The organism is Vibrio sp. 10N.222.54.E6 (assembly GCF_041473955.1).
In the GTDB taxonomy this organism is placed as follows: Bacteria; Pseudomonadota; Gammaproteobacteria; order Enterobacterales; family Vibrionaceae; genus Vibrio; species Vibrio tasmaniensis_A.
Genome location: NZ_JBFRTD010000013.1, coordinates 181,575 through 197,904, shown reverse-complemented (window position 1 = coordinate 197,904; position 16,330 = coordinate 181,575). Strand labels below are relative to the sequence as shown.

15 protein-coding genes are annotated in these 16,330 nt (G+C 45.0%); 11 read left to right on the top strand and 4 right to left on the bottom strand.

Annotation, left to right across the window (positions count from 1 at the left end; genetic code table 11):
• Positions 1–30: 30 nt before the first annotated feature.
• Entirely contained in the window at positions 31–981 is a 951-nt protein-coding gene (locus AB4513_RS08660) for a chromosome partitioning protein ParA (protein WP_102258537.1), read from the top strand.
• Positions 982–985: 4 nt separating this feature from the next.
• On the opposite strand, the gene AB4513_RS08655 is transcribed toward AB4513_RS08660, so the two are convergent.
• Positions 986–2,020 carry an AraC family transcriptional regulator gene (locus AB4513_RS08655; protein WP_102258538.1) on the bottom strand — a complete coding sequence of 345 codons (1,035 nt, stop codon included), beginning with the start codon at positions 2,018–2,020 and terminating at the stop codon, positions 986–988.
• 169 nt (positions 2,021–2,189) lie between these two features.
• On the opposite strand from AB4513_RS08655, the gene AB4513_RS08650 reads away from it, so the two are divergent.
• The 7 genes from AB4513_RS08650 (at position 2,190) to purT (ending at position 9,364) form a co-directional block, all read left to right on the top strand.
• Positions 2,190–3,203, top strand: coding sequence for a DUF2804 domain-containing protein (locus tag AB4513_RS08650; protein WP_102258539.1), 1,014 nt, complete (start codon positions 2,190–2,192; stop codon positions 3,201–3,203).
• Between the two features lie 87 nt (positions 3,204–3,290).
• Complete coding sequence (locus tag AB4513_RS08645; RefSeq protein WP_102258540.1) at positions 3,291–4,139, top strand: sterol desaturase family protein; 849 nt, start codon at positions 3,291–3,293, stop codon at positions 4,137–4,139.
• Between the two features lie 206 nt (positions 4,140–4,345).
• The gene (sbcB, locus tag AB4513_RS08640) at positions 4,346–5,770 is read left to right on the top strand and encodes an exodeoxyribonuclease I (RefSeq protein ID WP_009846946.1); all 1,425 of its coding nucleotides are present in this window, start codon (positions 4,346–4,348) and stop codon (positions 5,768–5,770) included.
• 25 nt (positions 5,771–5,795) lie between these two features.
• Complete coding sequence (locus AB4513_RS08635) at positions 5,796–6,167, top strand: CidA/LrgA family protein (RefSeq protein ID WP_009846947.1); 372 nt, start codon at positions 5,796–5,798, stop codon at positions 6,165–6,167.
• A gap of 2 nt (positions 6,168–6,169) precedes the next feature.
• A complete protein-coding gene (locus AB4513_RS08630; RefSeq protein WP_009846948.1) occupies positions 6,170–6,847 on the top strand; it encodes an LrgB family protein in 678 nt (225 codons plus the stop codon).
• 286 nt (positions 6,848–7,133) lie between these two features.
• Positions 7,134–8,021, top strand: coding sequence for a cytidine deaminase (gene cdd, locus AB4513_RS08625; RefSeq protein WP_102258541.1), 888 nt, complete (start codon positions 7,134–7,136; stop codon positions 8,019–8,021).
• A 167-nt stretch (positions 8,022–8,188) separates the two neighbouring features.
• Entirely contained in the window at positions 8,189–9,364 is a 1,176-nt protein-coding gene (gene purT, locus AB4513_RS08620) for a formate-dependent phosphoribosylglycinamide formyltransferase (protein WP_102258542.1), read from the top strand.
• Positions 9,365–9,566: 202 nt separating this feature from the next.
• On the opposite strand, the gene AB4513_RS08615 is transcribed toward purT, so the two are convergent.
• Positions 9,567–10,220 (bottom strand): thiopurine S-methyltransferase, encoded by a 654-nt coding sequence (locus AB4513_RS08615; protein ID WP_017099724.1) that lies wholly within the window; start codon positions 10,218–10,220, stop codon positions 9,567–9,569.
• Between the two features lie 323 nt (positions 10,221–10,543).
• Between AB4513_RS08615 and AB4513_RS08610 the strand changes: the two genes are divergently transcribed.
• Positions 10,544–11,320, top strand: coding sequence for a RelA/SpoT domain-containing protein (locus AB4513_RS08610; protein WP_017059130.1), 777 nt, complete (start codon positions 10,544–10,546; stop codon positions 11,318–11,320).
• Positions 11,321–11,589: 269 nt separating this feature from the next.
• On the opposite strand, the gene ihfA is transcribed toward AB4513_RS08610, so the two are convergent.
• Positions 11,590–11,886 carry an integration host factor subunit alpha gene (ihfA, locus tag AB4513_RS08605; protein WP_004734853.1) on the bottom strand — a complete coding sequence of 99 codons (297 nt, stop codon included), beginning with the start codon at positions 11,884–11,886 and terminating at the stop codon, positions 11,590–11,592.
• A 468-nt stretch (positions 11,887–12,354) separates the two neighbouring features.
• Positions 12,355–13,248 carry an EamA family transporter gene (locus tag AB4513_RS08600; RefSeq protein ID WP_102258543.1) on the bottom strand — a complete coding sequence of 298 codons (894 nt, stop codon included), beginning with the start codon at positions 13,246–13,248 and terminating at the stop codon, positions 12,355–12,357.
• 103 nt (positions 13,249–13,351) lie between these two features.
• On the opposite strand from AB4513_RS08600, the gene AB4513_RS08595 reads away from it, so the two are divergent.
• Positions 13,352–14,734 (top strand): PLP-dependent aminotransferase family protein, encoded by a 1,383-nt coding sequence (locus tag AB4513_RS08595; RefSeq protein WP_102258544.1) that lies wholly within the window; start codon positions 13,352–13,354, stop codon positions 14,732–14,734.
• Positions 14,735–15,047: 313 nt separating this feature from the next.
• The gene (gene cqsA, locus AB4513_RS08590) at positions 15,048–16,229 is read left to right on the top strand and encodes an alpha-hydroxyketone-type quorum-sensing autoinducer synthase (protein WP_012604149.1); all 1,182 of its coding nucleotides are present in this window, start codon (positions 15,048–15,050) and stop codon (positions 16,227–16,229) included.
• Positions 16,230–16,330: the final 101 nt, after the last annotated feature.

Below are 16,330 nucleotides of genomic sequence, written 5' to 3'. Positions count from 1 at the left end.
CCCATAATGCATCGAGTTATATTAATCCTAATGCTCGTCGCGGTGACGAGCATTGTTGGCTACTCATGGTCATCAAAATCGATTGAAACACCGCTATCTTCTGCTCAACATACAGGATCTAAGCCGCGTGTTTCTACGACAACTGCTGACGATAATTCCACACCAACTGCAACCGCCAGTTCGGAAAATGCAGCATCGCAGAGCAATCAATCCCAAACTGAATCATCGGGCGGAGAAACGCATGTTGAAAACTTAAGCGAACTTGAAGGTAAAGCTCTATTCGATGAACTCGATGGGTTCTGGAAGCTTTGCCAACAACGTGATGACTGCACTGAGCAACTCGCACGATTAAAATCGGAGTTGCCGAGTATATGGTTTGAGTTACTGAGCGACTATCCTCAGCTATCAGTCGACTGGCAATTAGCCCAAAGTACCATCCCACTTGAATCCATAGAGACTCTTGAAGATCGTGTTGCCTTATTCAAGCAGTCTGCACAGCAAGTATGGGGAGAGTTGGCCCACCAGCTATTCGCAGACCAGTTTGCGCATCTAGATTTTACGCTCGACGCCAACACCCTTGAAGAGAACGAAGCGAGCCAGTTTTTGGCCAATTATCAAGATTTGCTTAGTGAATGGCAAAACAATACGGGCACGTTAAACGCCGAAACACAGCTTCAAAAATATGAACTGGCAGTCTCTTTGATACCCAGCAGCTATAGCCCTGCTGAAGTTGCATCAGTCAAAGCCGACCTCCAAGGTGCCTACTTAGATGAAGCGCAGGCCAGCAACATTGCAGTGCGAGAACAACAAGTCGCACAACAGCAACAAACCGTGATGAGCTATCACAAGCAACTGGATCAGCTCAAAATGACCTTAGACTCTCAGCGAAGCTCGAGTTATGCCACTTGGACTCAACAAGATTGGGACAGTTATTATCAACAGCAAGTCACCGATTTCAGGGAGCAGTTTTTTAGCAAGTAACGCTTTAACTTAAACCGTCACGAAACTGAGCGGGCGTTTTATTGAGCCAACCTTTAAACGCCCTTCTGAAATTTGCCGGGTCGCTATAACCGAGCCTTTCACCGATGTCATCGATACTCATGGTTGTGCCGAGTAACAGCTCTTTGGCCAGTTCCACTCTAACTTCGGTAAGCAATATTTGATAACTGGAATCATGGGTCACTAGCTCTCGCCTGAGTGTACGAGAGCTACAACCAAACTCATCCGCGAGTTGTTCTATATTCGGGAAACTGCCTGCGGTTTGATAAAAGATCGTTTTGATCTGGTTAGTCAGCAGGTGCTCAGAGTCCAGCGTTTCCACTATCGACTGGCAAGACGCAAGATAGCGCTTCAGGGTCGCGGCATCATGAGTCAATAAAGTTTGTGATAAAACGGAGACATCAAAATGCAGTTCACAATAGTTTTGTTCAAAAATCACCGGGCACTGGAAACGCTCGTCATAAAGCTTGGTGTAATTAGGGCGAGCATAAGGCAAAGCCAAAGTATGAATATCCAACTCATGACCAGTCAGTTCTTCGAACAAAGAGACGATTGAACTCAAGAAATACTCACTGCAGAAAGGTAGGAGATCGCCCACTTCCAAGGTGTTCTCAATCTGAATCACTGCTTGCTCGGAATCTAGAAATAATTTAACCGAGAAAATAGGACCGTTCAGGCGCAGATATTTAAAGCCCGACTTGATGGCCTCCCCGACATTTTGACTTGTCGATAGCGCATAACCCAACACACCAAAGTGGCTCAAGCTAGCGTGTTCCCCCAGCCAAAGCCCTAAGCCATCGTGAGGAAAGCTCTGATTCGCCGCGCTAAATAACGAAAGTTTGTCAGCGTAAGTCAGCTTTCCATTCGGGTCTCGCCAATCCATGTTCGGCAAACCCACATCATTGAGTAGCCTTTCAATATCGAGACCTCGTTGCTCTAACGTATTCAACAGCAGCGCGATATCTAATGTACCCAATTGATGCCGATGTCCGGTCGGCTTATACTCCGCGATAATCTCCAATCGTCTCTCCTTATATCGAGCCCATTCCCATCAACATGACTACTCAGCTTCAACAACACTACTGACAAAATCGTGATTGGTAACGCGCTCTTGTCCGAATATGACCTCCCAATTCTACGCTACTCATCGCACAATGGCTTTAGTTGTTAAATTTATGTGAACTATCGCAATGATAAAAACGAATCCTGCTCCACACAGTTTGATTGATTCTAATGGTCAGCCGATCATTGGACATTTCGATGGCATCCCCAAGCACCTGAACATCGAGAGCTTTGACTACCGAAACTCGATGGATTCAAAAGCAAACTCTTGGCAGAAGCACCTCCACTACAAACAATTCCAATTTGTCAGCATTGTCACCGACACGCACATTATTGGTGTCGCTATCGCGGATATTCGCTACTTAGGCTCGGCATTTTGTTATCTGTACGATATTGAAAACAACCATCTAGAAGAGTCATCTTGGTTGAGGCCATTAGGGTTTGATAAACAAGTTACCGCTTCGCCATTTGACGGCACGACAAACATTGCAGGCCAAAGCATCACCTTTAATATTGAAGGCGGGCAATGGCAAGTTCACTTGAATACCAAACTCATTAAGGCCGATATCGCTTTAGAGCCTAAAGCCGACAGCTTGCCCTTGGCGATGTGCAGCCCAACGGGTTATTCAGGTTGGACTTACACTCAAAAGCACAATGCTTTGCGCATCAGCGGTGAAATCCAAATCAAAGGAGAATCACTCGTTCTCCAACAAGCTCGTGCCGGTTATGACTTTTCAGCGGGCTACATGAGACGTGAAACCAGCTGGCGCTGGGCAAGCATCAACACGCAATCCAATGGCACAGATATTGGCCTAAACCTCGCGGCGGGCGTGAATGAAACCGGAGGCTGCGAAAACGTGTTATGGGTCAATGGAACCAGACACTTGCTTAACCCGGTACAGTTTACGTTCAGTCGCCAAGACACGAACTTGCCTTGGCAGATAACATCACAAGATGGACGTATAAACCTGACCTTTACGCCCTTAAATAACCGCAGCGAAAAGCTCAATTTATGGCTGTTAAAGAGTAACTTTCGTCAGTTCATTGGTCACTTTTCTGGCTCGATTGAAGACAACAATGGAGTGACACATCACCTCGATGGTGTTCTTGGCCTAACAGAAGATCACTTTGCTCGCTGGTAACGTAATTCTGCTGATTGAATCTCAGGCGAGCAAGTCTAAGTAAGCTTGATACTAAGAACGCGTATGGCGTCTCAACAAGGATAAAACATGAATATCGACGCATTAATCAATCACCCAGAATGGCTACTGCTGGTATTAGCGCCCTTGTTCATTGTGTGCATGTTGGCTGAGTATTTTATCGGTCAGAAGCAAGGTCGACTGCCTGATAACTCGAGCTATAAACTTTCAGAAGTGATGTGTAACTTCACGCTGGCAGGAATGCATCAACTCTCCGATTTGCTCACCGGGTTATTGGTCGTGCAGTTGTATCTTTGGATGTTTGGTTGGCGCTTAATGGATATTGAAATGGGCGTGCTGAGTTTTGTTGTATTGATGGTGTTGCAAGACTTTTGCTATTACTGGTTTCATAGAGCAAGCCATCGTGTTCGCTGGATGTGGGCAGCACACGTGGCACACCACAGTTCAGAAAGCATGAACTTCAGTACGGCTTTCCGTCAAAGCTTAATGTATCCACTTGCTGGGATGTGGCTTTTCTGGATACCGTTGGTCATCATAGGTTTTGACCCTAAATGGGTCGTCTTTGTGGTGCTTCTGAATCTAGGTTTGCAGTTCTTCGTCCATACACAATGGATACGAAGCTTGGGGCCACTTGAATACATCTTTAACACCCCATCACACCACCGTGTGCATCACGGCAAAAACCCGCAATACATCGATAAGAACTACGCCGGCGTTTTGATCATTTGGGATAAATTGTTTGGTACGTTCGAGCCTGAAATTGAAACCGTGCGTTACGGCGTCACCAAACCCGTAAACAGTTTTAACCCTATAATCGTCACCTTTCAAGAATGGAAGGCTATATTCAAAGATTTGAGAAACCGAGAGCTAACCATTAAACAGAAAGTCCAGTTGATACTCTCACCCCCATCGGATTAAACGGACGATAGACAGATTGTATTAACTAAGATACCGCCTCAACTGGATTCAAAGACATCCCCACCGACTCGATTGAATAGTAAAGCACCGTTTTCCGACAATTTATTTGTGATCTGGGTTGCACGCGTACCGCATACTATCAGATACTGAACAAAACTAACCTTCAGCCACAGTAAACGTTCTGCGCTTGCTGTTCAGGAATTTCAATGAGTTCAGATAATCAGCCGACCTACTTCTTTTTCGATTACGAAACGTGGGGCGTTAGCCCAGCAAAAGACCGTCCGAGTCAGTTTGCGGGTGTTCGTACCGACCAAGATTTCAATGTTATTGGAGAGCCTCTGGTTATCTATTGCCAACCTCCTGCTGATTACCTCCCTGCGCCTGAAGCTGCGTTGATCACCCGTATCACACCACAGAAAGCGGCTTCACAAGGTCTCCCTGAGCCAGAGTTTATCGCTAAGATCCATGCTGAGTTGGCGAGACCAAACACCACAAGCCTTGGCTACAACAGTATCCGATTCGATGATGAAGTAACGCGTTACACCTGTTACCGAAATTTCATTGACCCATATGCGTGGAGCTGGCAGAACGGCAACTCACGTTGGGATCTATTAGATGTAATGCGCGCTGTTCACGCACTGCGCCCTGAAGGCATTGTTTGGCCAGAGAACGAAGAAGGTTATCCAAGTTTCAAACTGGAACACCTATCTGTGGCAAACGGCATTGAACACGAGAACGCGCACGATGCGATGGCCGATGTTATTGCGACCATCGAGTTAGCAAAGAAGCTTAAAGCTGCACAACCTAAGATGTTCGATTACCTTTACAACATGCGTCATAAGCGTAAGCTAAATGACCTAGTTGACATCGTAAACATGACACCATTGATGCACGTTTCGGGCATGTTTGGCCGTGACTGCAACTACACAAGCTGGATTGTGCCTATGGCTTGGCACCCAACTAATCAAAATGCGGTTATCGTGGTTGATTTAGCTAAAGATCCAAGCCCACTACTAGAACTGGACGCTGATGAACTCAGAGACAGACTCTACACCAAACGCAGTGAACTGAGTGAAGACGAGCTACCCGTACCCATCAAATTGGTTCAACTGAACAAGTGCCCTATTCTTGCTCCAGCCAAAACGCTGACGGCTGAAAATGCCGAAACCATCGGTATCGATCGCCAACAATGCTTGAAGAACTTGGCACTGCTGCGCGAACATCCAGAGATCCGCGAAAAACTCATTGGCCTTTACTCTCAAGAGCGCGAGTACGAAAAGAGTGATGATGTTGATACCCACCTTTACGACGGTTTCTTTTCACCTGCTGATAAAACAGCGATGAACATCATTCGTGAAACTGACCCGAACAACTTGGCAGCTTTGGATATCACCTTCAGTGACGAACGTATTAAACCGTTACTGTTCCGTTACCGTGCACGTAACTTCCCATGGACGCTCGACGAAGCTGAGCAATTGAAATGGGCAAACCATTGTCGTGAGTTTTATGAGTGCCGTTTAGAAGAGTACATGCTCAACCTTGAAAACCTCGCGCACGAACATGAAAGTGACGAGAAGAAAATGGCTATCTTGAAGGCGGTTTATCAATACGTAGAAAAGTTAGCTAGTTAATTCCATTATCAAGAGACGTAACACTTTGAAAGAAAGATTGATCCAACTGGTTTACTGCTTAATCTCCTTCACCTTAATCATAGGTGCACTTACAGTAGGTAACGCGTTACAGCACTTTTTGGATACCTCAATCCCAGGCAGTATTTTTGGCATGTTGATTCTGTTTGCCGCCATGGTGATTGGTATTGTTCCTTCGCACTGGGTACAACCCGGTGCAAGCTTGATTATCCGCCTAATGATCTTACTGTTTGTTCCGATCAGTGTTGGGTTGATGGATCACTTCGACATGCTCATCGCGAACGCATTGCCAATTATGGCGAGCGCCGTTGGTGGCACGTTGCTGGTGTTGGTGTCCTTATCATGGTTTTTAGACCGCTTGCTTTCGAGAGGTAACTGATCATGTGGATTCTACTCACCATCGTGGTATTCCTGTTTGCTCGCTGGGTAAGTCAGAAAGTGAACTCACCACTGTGTAATCCCCTGCTGATCAGCATTGGTATCATCATTCCGATACTCACGTTCTTCAAAGTACCGTTTGAGACTTACTATGCGGACAACACCTGGATTACCTACATGCTGCAGCCCGCGGTAGTTGCCCTTGCTTATCCGCTTTATGAACAGCTACCTCAAATCAGAGCCAACTGGCGCATCATCACCTTTGCTTGCACACTAGGCAGTGTGATGTCGATGACAACAACAGCAATGATTGCGGTCGCCTTTAAAGCAGACTTAAGTTTGATTGCGAGTTTATTAGGTAAGTCAGTCACCACACCAATTGCGATGGAAGTATCGAGCCATTTAGGTGGTGAAGCAGCGATTGCGGCAATACTGGTATTGATTGTTGGTCTATTTGGGGCAATTTTTGCTTATCCAATCTACAATCTCATTGGTATTAAGAGCCCTATTGCCCGAGGTTTAACCATGGGTACCGTGTCTCATGCTTTAGGTACTGCGACCTGTGCTGAAAAGAATCAGGAAGATGCTGCATTCAGTTCGTTGGCTCTTGTGCTTTGTGGCGTCATTACCTCGATCATCGCACCGAGTATATTTTCGCTCGTGGTTTGGTTCTATTCTTAACCTAAACGATCACTACGCGATCCAGCCCAACCAGAATGCTGTTTATTACAGTGTCTGTTTGGGCTTTTTATTCGCATTTATTTAGCAATAGCAGTCAAGTCACGGTCTTTTACGAGCACTAAGTGCGATATCAGCTGTATAAATGGCTCTTGTAATCGATTTCAAGTGTGACCTCACTCTAATTATGCAAACCAATGTAACAACAACAATTCAATGGTGATCTTTATCACAGAAAATTCCTGAGCATTGCATAGAATTAAAGCCTAAGGTCAATTAAGGATTCAACATGAACAGTCGTATTACCCTGGCGCTGGAAAGTGCTCCAACAGCAATCAAAGCACTTTTGAGTGACATCGTATTAGCAGACAACTTTGACGCGACATTGTCTCCAGAACAATTTGCTAGCCTACTGCAAGCAAGTGGTTTCGCGGATGACGAGCTACGTATTGCGCTACTTCCTTTTGCCGCAGCCTATTCTTACGCTCCGTTATCTGACTTTTATGTTGGTGCAATCGTGCGTGGTTTGTCTGGCACTCTGTATTTTGGTGCAAACCTTGAAATCGCTGGTGTTCAACTTGGCCAAACAGTACACGCTGAGCAATCTGCAATCAGCCACGCTTGGATGAAAGGCGAACAAGGTATTTCTGATATCACCATCAACTTCAGCCCTTGTGGTCACTGTCGTCAATTCATGAACGAACTGACCACAGCGAAAGAGCTTAAGGTTCAGCTTCCACAACGTGATGAAATGTCTCTGCAAGAGTACCTACCAGACTCGTTCGGCCCTGCTGATTTAGGTGTAACAACAGGCCTAATGACAAAGCTTGATCATAAGTACACGACCGAAGAAACAACACCTATTGTTGTAGATGCGCTAGCAGCACTAAACCGCAGCCATGCGCCTTACACCAAAAACCTAAGTGGTGTTTCGCTACAACTGACGTCAGGTGAAATTTTTACGGGTGCTTACGCTGAAAACGCAGCGTTCAACCCGAGCCTACCTCCTCTGCAAGTCGCGTTAATTCAACTTAAACTGGCTGGCTTCGATTTTGAACAAATTGAAAGTGCAGCTTTGGTTGAAATCGCCGAAGGTAGCATCAGTCACCTAGCGGATACGCAATCTACATTAGAAGCGATTAATCCCGACATTCCAGTGACTTACTTAGCAATCTAAGTACATCTAATTAACAAAAATTCAAATAAGCAGCCCTATTTAACGGGGCTGCTTTTTTTATACCTGTAATTAACGCAACAACTTGCGCAAACGTTTGCTTTTATCATTGAAATAAGTATGATCACCCCGTTTTCAATCAATCGTTCAAAAGATCGGAAGGAATTTCTATGTTTGGTACTGCTACTCGTGAAAATGCTACTCGTGTACTTCTATTAGGTTCAGGTGAACTCGGCAAAGAAGTTGCTATCGAGTGCCAACGTTTAGGTTTGGAAGTTATTGCTTGTGACCGTTATGCAGACGCACCCGCGATGCAAGTTGCGCATCGTAGCCATGTATTAGACATGTTAGACGGCGATGCACTTCAAGCGATCATTGAACTAGAAAAGCCAGATTATGTGGTTCCTGAAATTGAAGCTATTGCCACCAGCAAGTTGGTAGAGCTAGAAGCGCAAGGCTTAAATGTCGTTCCGACTGCGAATGCGACCAAGCTAACGATGAACCGCGAAGGTATCCGTCGCCTAGCGGCAGAAGAGCTAAAACTGAGCACTTCTCCTTACCGCTTTGCAGACACCTTTGAAGACTTCGCTGCCGCTATTGAATTCGTGGGAATGCCTTGCGTTGTTAAGCCAGTAATGAGCTCTTCAGGTAAAGGCCAAAGCGTTATCAAAACAGAGGAAGACATTCAAAAGTCTTGGGACTACGCACAAGAAGGCGGTCGTACTGGCGCGGGTCGCGTAATCGTTGAAGGCTTCATCGACTTTGATTACGAAATTACGCTACTTACCGTTCGCGCAGTCGACGGTGTGCATTTCTGTGCGCCTATCGGTCACCGCCAAGAAGATGGTGATTACCGTGAGTCTTGGCAGCCACAAGTCATGTCAGACAACGCACTTAAAACAGCGCAATACACCGCTGAACAAGTGGTTAATGCACTAGGTGGTCACGGTATCTTTGGTGTCGAGCTGTTTGTTAAAGGCGATCACGTTATCTTCAACGAAGTATCCCCTCGCCCACACGATACTGGCTTAGTGACTCTTATGTCTCAAGACTCATCGGAATTCGCACTGCACGTACGCGCGTTTACCGGTATGCCGATCAAATCCATCACGCAATACGGTCCATGTGCATCAGCGGTTATTCTGGGCCAAGGCACTTCAACCAACATTCGTTTTGAAGGTCTTACAGAGGCGCTAGACGCACCACAAACGCAAGTTCGCTTGTTTGGTAAACCTGATATCGATGGTCGCCGTCGTCTAGGTGTTGCGCTGACTCGTCGCAACAGCACTGAGACTGCGATTGAAGATGCAATTGAGAGCGCGTCCAAAGTAAAAGTGATTTACTAGCTGTTAATTACCATTTTCTAGCTAATGACAACTAGACTACTAATTGGTAACGACTAACTCAGATCTGAACCATTACGTTCTCGCATCTGAACAATCACGACTTCAAATCTGAACAATAAAAAAGACGGGCGATCGAGCCCGTCTTTTTGTTGGTGTTATCTTTTTTATTGAAGCGGTTTTTTCGCTAGAGAGCTCACTGCGCTTAAGCGTCTGACTCAATCAAGTACACTTCTTCACTGAATCGAGACAAGCCTTTTTTGGCAATCTTCGGATGTTCATCGTCTGCAATATCTTGATTCAACAATGTGATTTTGTATCCCGCGAACAACTGACCAATCTCTAGTTTAGGTACGCTAAACGGAGGCCCTGCCATCTCGCTTTGGTCGTAATCCAGAGTCACTAGAAGGATCTTACCACCCGGTTTCAGTCGTTGTTTCAAACGCTCTACATACTGCATTCGCATCTCTTCAGGCAATGCGACTAAAGACGCGCGATCGTAAATGGTATCGACAGGCTGGATTGGCGCTGAGAAGTAATCGCCCGTGTAGATGTTCAGTTCATCGAATTGATACAGCTCGTGCTGACCACTGATTTGAGTCACAGTCGGGGTGTAAAGGTGCTCTGCAAAAAATGCGCGAACCGCAATCTGACTTAACTCGACACCTTGAACATCTTCATGCTTTGAAGCTAGCCAAATCAGATCTTCACTTTTGCCACAAAGTGGAACAAACACACTCTTCTCGTAGCTAGGCTCAGTCTTTTCCCAAAATTTAATCAGAAGTGGGTTTACATCTTCGAGGTGGAAACCAATTTGGTTGGCTGCCCATTTATTGTGCCAAAATTCAGGATTATTCATCTTTCGTTCATGTTAAACAGTCATAATGCAAGGGTACAGTATAGAGAGGTAAGAGCAACCTTAGCTTGGTTTAAAGTACCAAATTGGTTTCGATGAAATCAGAAACTGGCTAAGTTCAAAGTTCTAATAATTGCGGAACTAACGGTTGGATTATTTGTCTATATCTTCACATTTTAAAGCAATATTAAACGTTAGAGTTGGTTTCTGTCTTAGCTAGCCCCATTTAATATGTAGTGAGTTTAGTTAAGCTGTTTTTACTCTTGTGCGTTACTGGTTACCCCTTTTAACTATCCGTTTTTGTAACCTTGTATTTTGGAGTTTGAATGAGTGTATTTCTCCGTACGACGGCCCTAATGCTATTGGTATTGAGCCGAGCGCCTGCATTCGCAGCAGCACCTGTTTCAACAAGTTCGACTGATCAAACGCGCACCCCTGCGCAAAACCAAGTTTCATCAAACGTATTCCGTCATAGTTTGAGCGGCCTTTACGGCATCAAAGCCTTCGACTCACGCCCGACTCAGCCTTACACCGACTTCGATATTCTGTACAGCAAAGCGCATCAAGGCCAAGCTGAACTAGAAACTATCTGTAAAAGTACTGCCCTACTCACCAATTCTGAAGCGCTATTTGCTGGCGTTAAATCTCAAGCTCGTGCAGAAGAAAAAATCGCCCTTGAGCTTGATGGTGATGTAACAAAAATTACCGACTTAGCCCGTGCAACTATCATCGCGAACGATGTAGAAAGCTTGGTTGAAGTTTACGAAGCGCTAAGCCGTGAAGCAGACGTTGTTAAGCTGAAAAACAAGTTTAAGTCACCAGCCGATTCTGGCTACCGTGACCTTAACTTGTTGGTTCGTTTACCTAAAACCAACATCATTGCAGAGGTTCAACTTCACTTGAAAGCGATTGCTGATGTGAAAAGTGGCCCTGAGCACGAACTCTACGAAATCATCCAAGGCATTGAGCGTCACGCAATTGCAGAACATCGCCCAATCAATGACATTGAAGCGGCACAAATCAATAGCCTAAGACGCCAATCTTTAGAGCTTTACCAACAAGCATGGCAACCGTACATTACCACGCACATTAAAGCGGCATAAACGCTTACCATAAACAAGAACGACAAAGGGCTGCATAATCGCAGCCCTTTCTTTTTATTAGTGCTCTCGCGTTGCTTTCATTAGTTCATTAGTTCATTACTATCAGAAAACAAAATATAGGGATGTCACTATTAGTAGTTAACGAGAAGGGTAGCTAAGAAAAGAGAGTCAGGTGATACCACTAAGAGAAACTAGTGACAAGACAGTCAGCAAATGATGCATAAGACGTAGATACAAAAAGACCACGCTAGGCGTGGTCTATTGCTTGGCTACTTCTCGATTTTAATATTTTCGACTCGGGCCTTTAGTTTTTGTCCCGGTCTAAAAGTAACAACACGTCGAGCAGAAATTGGAATGTCTTCACCAGTTTTCGGGTTACGACCAGGTCGCTCGTTTTTCTCACGAAGATCAAAGTTACCAAAACCAGACAGTTTTACCTGTTCGCCATTTTCAAGTGCCTTACGAACTTCTTCGAAAAACACTTCAACCGTTTCCTTGGCATCCCGCTTGCTGTATCCGAGTGTTTCAAACAGGTTCTCAGCCAAATCGGCTTTAGTGAGTGCCATAAAACTTTCCTCAAAGCTATGTTATACATTGCTACCATCTTCAGTAGCGCCAAAGCATTTACCCTATTCAATCAATGAGATAAGGTCATTTACAAGGAAAGTGTATGCCAAGCTTCTGATTTTCGCCAACTTTTTTATCTCATCAATTTAATTATTCTTTCAAATCAGGAAGATAACTCCCTTGCAAAGTCACATATATAGCTAAAAAACACCTAGCCAACAGGTACGATGTGATATTATATACCGTAAAATCCAACATGATAAGAATTTAAAACTTTAGTGTTCTAAAAGATAATTTTTGAGACCTCTATCCTATACCCAATAAAATCAGCCACTTGATTTGATATCAAACTCAACAGAGGTTACTAAGTAACCATTATTAAATATGATATTTGTATCATTTCAGAATTTAATTCGAATTAGTCAATCCTTTCGACAATGCTATTCTGCTGTGTTTTTAGAAAACGCTCAATCAATCATCTTTATTTCCCTAAGAGGTCTTACGGTTGTCTTAGCAGGCTTCACTATCAAACCTATACCGACTAGAAACAGTACAGATGCCACAACTTGAGCGACTGATAGCACCTCGTCATACATAAAGTAACCACTGATCAATGCGAATATAGGTACTAGCAAGGTTAACGGCGCTGTCGTGCTTAACGGATATTGAATTAACAGTTTATTCCACACCCAGTAACCGAATAGCGTGGTTGGGTAAGCCTGAAACAACACAGCAATCGTTGCGTTCCAATCCCATTGTTCTATCGCCTGCCAAATAATTTGGTCACCGTGCAGCATCACCGCAAACAACACTAATGGAACTGGCGCAAATAGCATGCCCCACACGTTAAACGCAAAAGCCTGAGTGGTTTTAGACGCTTTAACAATCACGCCCATTAACGTCCAACTACACGCTGCGATCATAATAAGAATCACGCCATTAACAGTGACATTGCCCGTTGCTGCGGAAACCAGCACCGCCAACGCGCACATCGCTAACATCGCACCCATTAACTTGCGAACCGACGCACTTTCTTTGAAAACCCACACGCCAACCGCCATACCAATTAGCACATTGGTTGAAAGCAACACCGACGAAAGCCCCGATGAGAGCCCAGCGGTGATTGACCATGAAGCCATGCCCCAGATGCCCACACCAAACACAAAGCCATAACTCACTAAATAACGCCACGCGACATTCGGTCTTGCTACAAAAAATATCACCGGAATCACCGCTAGCGAGAAACGCGCGGCGGTTGCCAACAACGGATGAACATTGGTTACACCCATTTTGATCATCGAGAAATTGAATCCCCAAATTGCCATCACGAACACCGCTAACAACAAATCATTTCTTTTCATACTGACCCCTCCTTTGTTTTGAATGAGTATCCCTTGATCAACAAAACCAGTACAGATACAATTTTTACAATAAAAACCAGTACAGTTAACAACGGTCGTGACCATGAGCATCTACAGAAAGCTAGCCAATCAGTTTATTGGTGAGATTGAAACGGGGAAAAGACCCGAAGGTGGACGCATGCCTTCGCTGCGTCAATTAGCTAAACAACAAGCCATCAGCATGTCGACCGTGGTGAGCTGCTACCAAGAACTGGAATCACAAGGCTGGATACACTCTCGACCGCAAGCAGGGTATTTTGTTTCTCCTCATAAACCTGCTCGTTCAACCCCAGAGTGGGCACAGTTTGAAAGTAAAGTGTCGAGCGTCAAGCTAACCTCATCGACTCACAACTCAATCAATGGACCTTTAGGGGTGTCTAGCACCGCCAATGATGAACAGTCGATTGTTGAACAGGAACGCAGTTTTCGCCGCGCTATTCGGCGTATGAGCAGCAGGCTAAACCATTACCCAGATACACAAGGTGAGCCAATGTTACGTCAGGCATTATCCACTCACTTTGCCAAGCTCGATGTACACTTTTCACCTGAAGAGATGGTGATTACGGCAGGCTGTATGTCTGCGATTAAGGCTGCACTTGAATCGTGCACCAAAGAAGGCGACACCATCGCGATTAGTTCACCTTGTTTCAACGGCATTCTGGAGTTGCTCGGAAAGATGTCGCGACAAATCATCGAGATCCCATCTCTGGATGACGGTATCGACTTGCAACAATTAGAAGCACATTTGAAGAATAAACGAGTGGATGCCGCGATTTTTTGTACCTCTCATATGAACCCTCAAGGGATCAACATGTCGGCTAGTCAAAAACAAAAGCTTGCTGAATTAGCGAATCACTATCAAGTACCGATCATTGAAGATGATGTGTATCTGGAACTTTCTTATTCCTCACACACTCCACTCCCCGCGAAATACTACGACAAAGGTGGCTATGTACTATGGTGTGGTTCAATATCGAAAAGCTTGTCACCGAGTTACCGATTAGGATGGTGCTTACCAGGGAGGTTCATTAACGAATACAAGGCTCAGTTTTCTGCTGCAAGCTATGGCGTCGCCCTACCCACTCAGCTTGCAGTTGCTGACTTTATCGAATCTGGTCAATACGCAAAACACGTTAGAAGAAGGTGTACTCAGCTTCTCTCTTTGCGCCAGCAATACCTAAGTTATTTGGCTCAGCACCTTCCTCAAGGAGTAAAGATAAGTAACCCACAAGGTGGCATGGTACTTTGGCTACAAATACCAAATTTGAACCAATCAAGCTTTGCTCAGGCAGTTGCCGACCACAACATTGATATCAGGCTTGGGCACCTGTTTAGCACTCATGACCTTTACAGCAATTGCTTACGCATCAATATTGGTTACTCGTTAGAGGGAAAAGCCAAGCAGGAATTGAACGACTTAATCGAACTGATTCACGTTCATAGCTAATACGTTCCAGTTCTTAATACGTGCCAGTTCATAATACGCAGCTAGGACATCAAAGCTTTTCAGAATCGACTTTTTCATGGTCATTAGAACACCGAATTTTAATAGCCTTTTATCATAAAAAAGAAGGCTATCATTCCTATCTGATCTAGGTTAAAGCCCCGCACCGTAAGGAAAATGACTCGCTTCGATACCTTTAAATACTGAGTTTGCTAGCACATACAAAATTATGCAAACTGACTAATGACACATCACTTTTTAACTTCAATATACAACCGCCGGCGCTGGCGTTTTCCCATATTTGAAGAGAATAATTATGAGTGATACAACAAAAAACAAACCACTACCTTCCTTTATCGAAGAACGCTTGAATTTCTATATTCAAGACCTCATTACCCAGAACCAAAGCCAAAAGCACTTGGTATTGGGTAAACGACCTCAGCGCAATGCCGTCGTGATGCAGAGCAATGATTACTTAGCACTGTCACACAACAAACCGATCCAAGACGCCCATCAAGCAGCGATTATTGAACACGATGACAACGTAGTGATGTCTGCAATTTTTTTACAAGATGAAGAGTCTAAACCTGCGTTTGAAACCGAGCTCGCGAACTATGTCGGAATGGAGAGCTGTTTGCTTTCTCAGTCAGGTTGGGCGGCCAATATAGGACTATTACAAACCATCTGCCCGCCGGACACATCGGTGTATATCGACTTTTTTGCCCATATGTCGCTATGGGAAGGCATTCGTGCCGCTGGCGGCATCGCCCACCCGTTTATGCATAACAATATGAATCACCTGCGTAAACAGTTAGAGCGCCACGGCTCAGGCGTTATTGTGGTCGATTCGGTTTACAGTACCATTGGGACCATCGCCCCACTACGCGACATCTACGAAATGGCGCAGGAGTTTGATTGTGCCGTCGTCGTTGATGAATCGCATTCATTGGGCACGCATGGGGAAAATGGTGCCGGCATAGTTCACGCATTGGGCCTTACAAAGCAAGTCGACTTCATCACCGTAAGTTTGGCTAAAACCTTTGCTTATCGTGCAGGCGCGATCCTTGGACCAAAACTACTTTCAGAAACCTTACCGTTTGTTGCTTATCCCGCGATTTTCAGCTCGACCGTGTTACCACAAGAGGTGGTCCGTTTAGAGAAAACATTAGAGGTAATCAAAAGTGCAGATGATAAACGACAGGCTCTGTTCCAGCGTGCTAAATCGTTGACTACGGGTCTAAAACGAATTGGCTTTAATATCCGCAGCGAGTCTCAAATTGTGGCATTAGAATGTGGTAGTGAAAGAAACACTGAACGTGTTCGCGATTTCCTCGAAGAACGGAATGTGTTCGGTGCGGTGTTCTGCCGCCCCGCTACGGGCAAGAACAAGAACATCATCCGATTTTCAGTGAATGCCGATATGACACCACGAGACATTGACCATGTGCTCACCGTTTGTCACGAAGCGTACCATCACCCAGAGTTAGAGTTCGTATAACTCTGTACACACCAATTCTATAACTAACACAAACGGCAGGACTGAATAGACGCTATCATGTCGCGATACAAAAAGAGCCCAGCGAATTGCTGAGCTCTTTC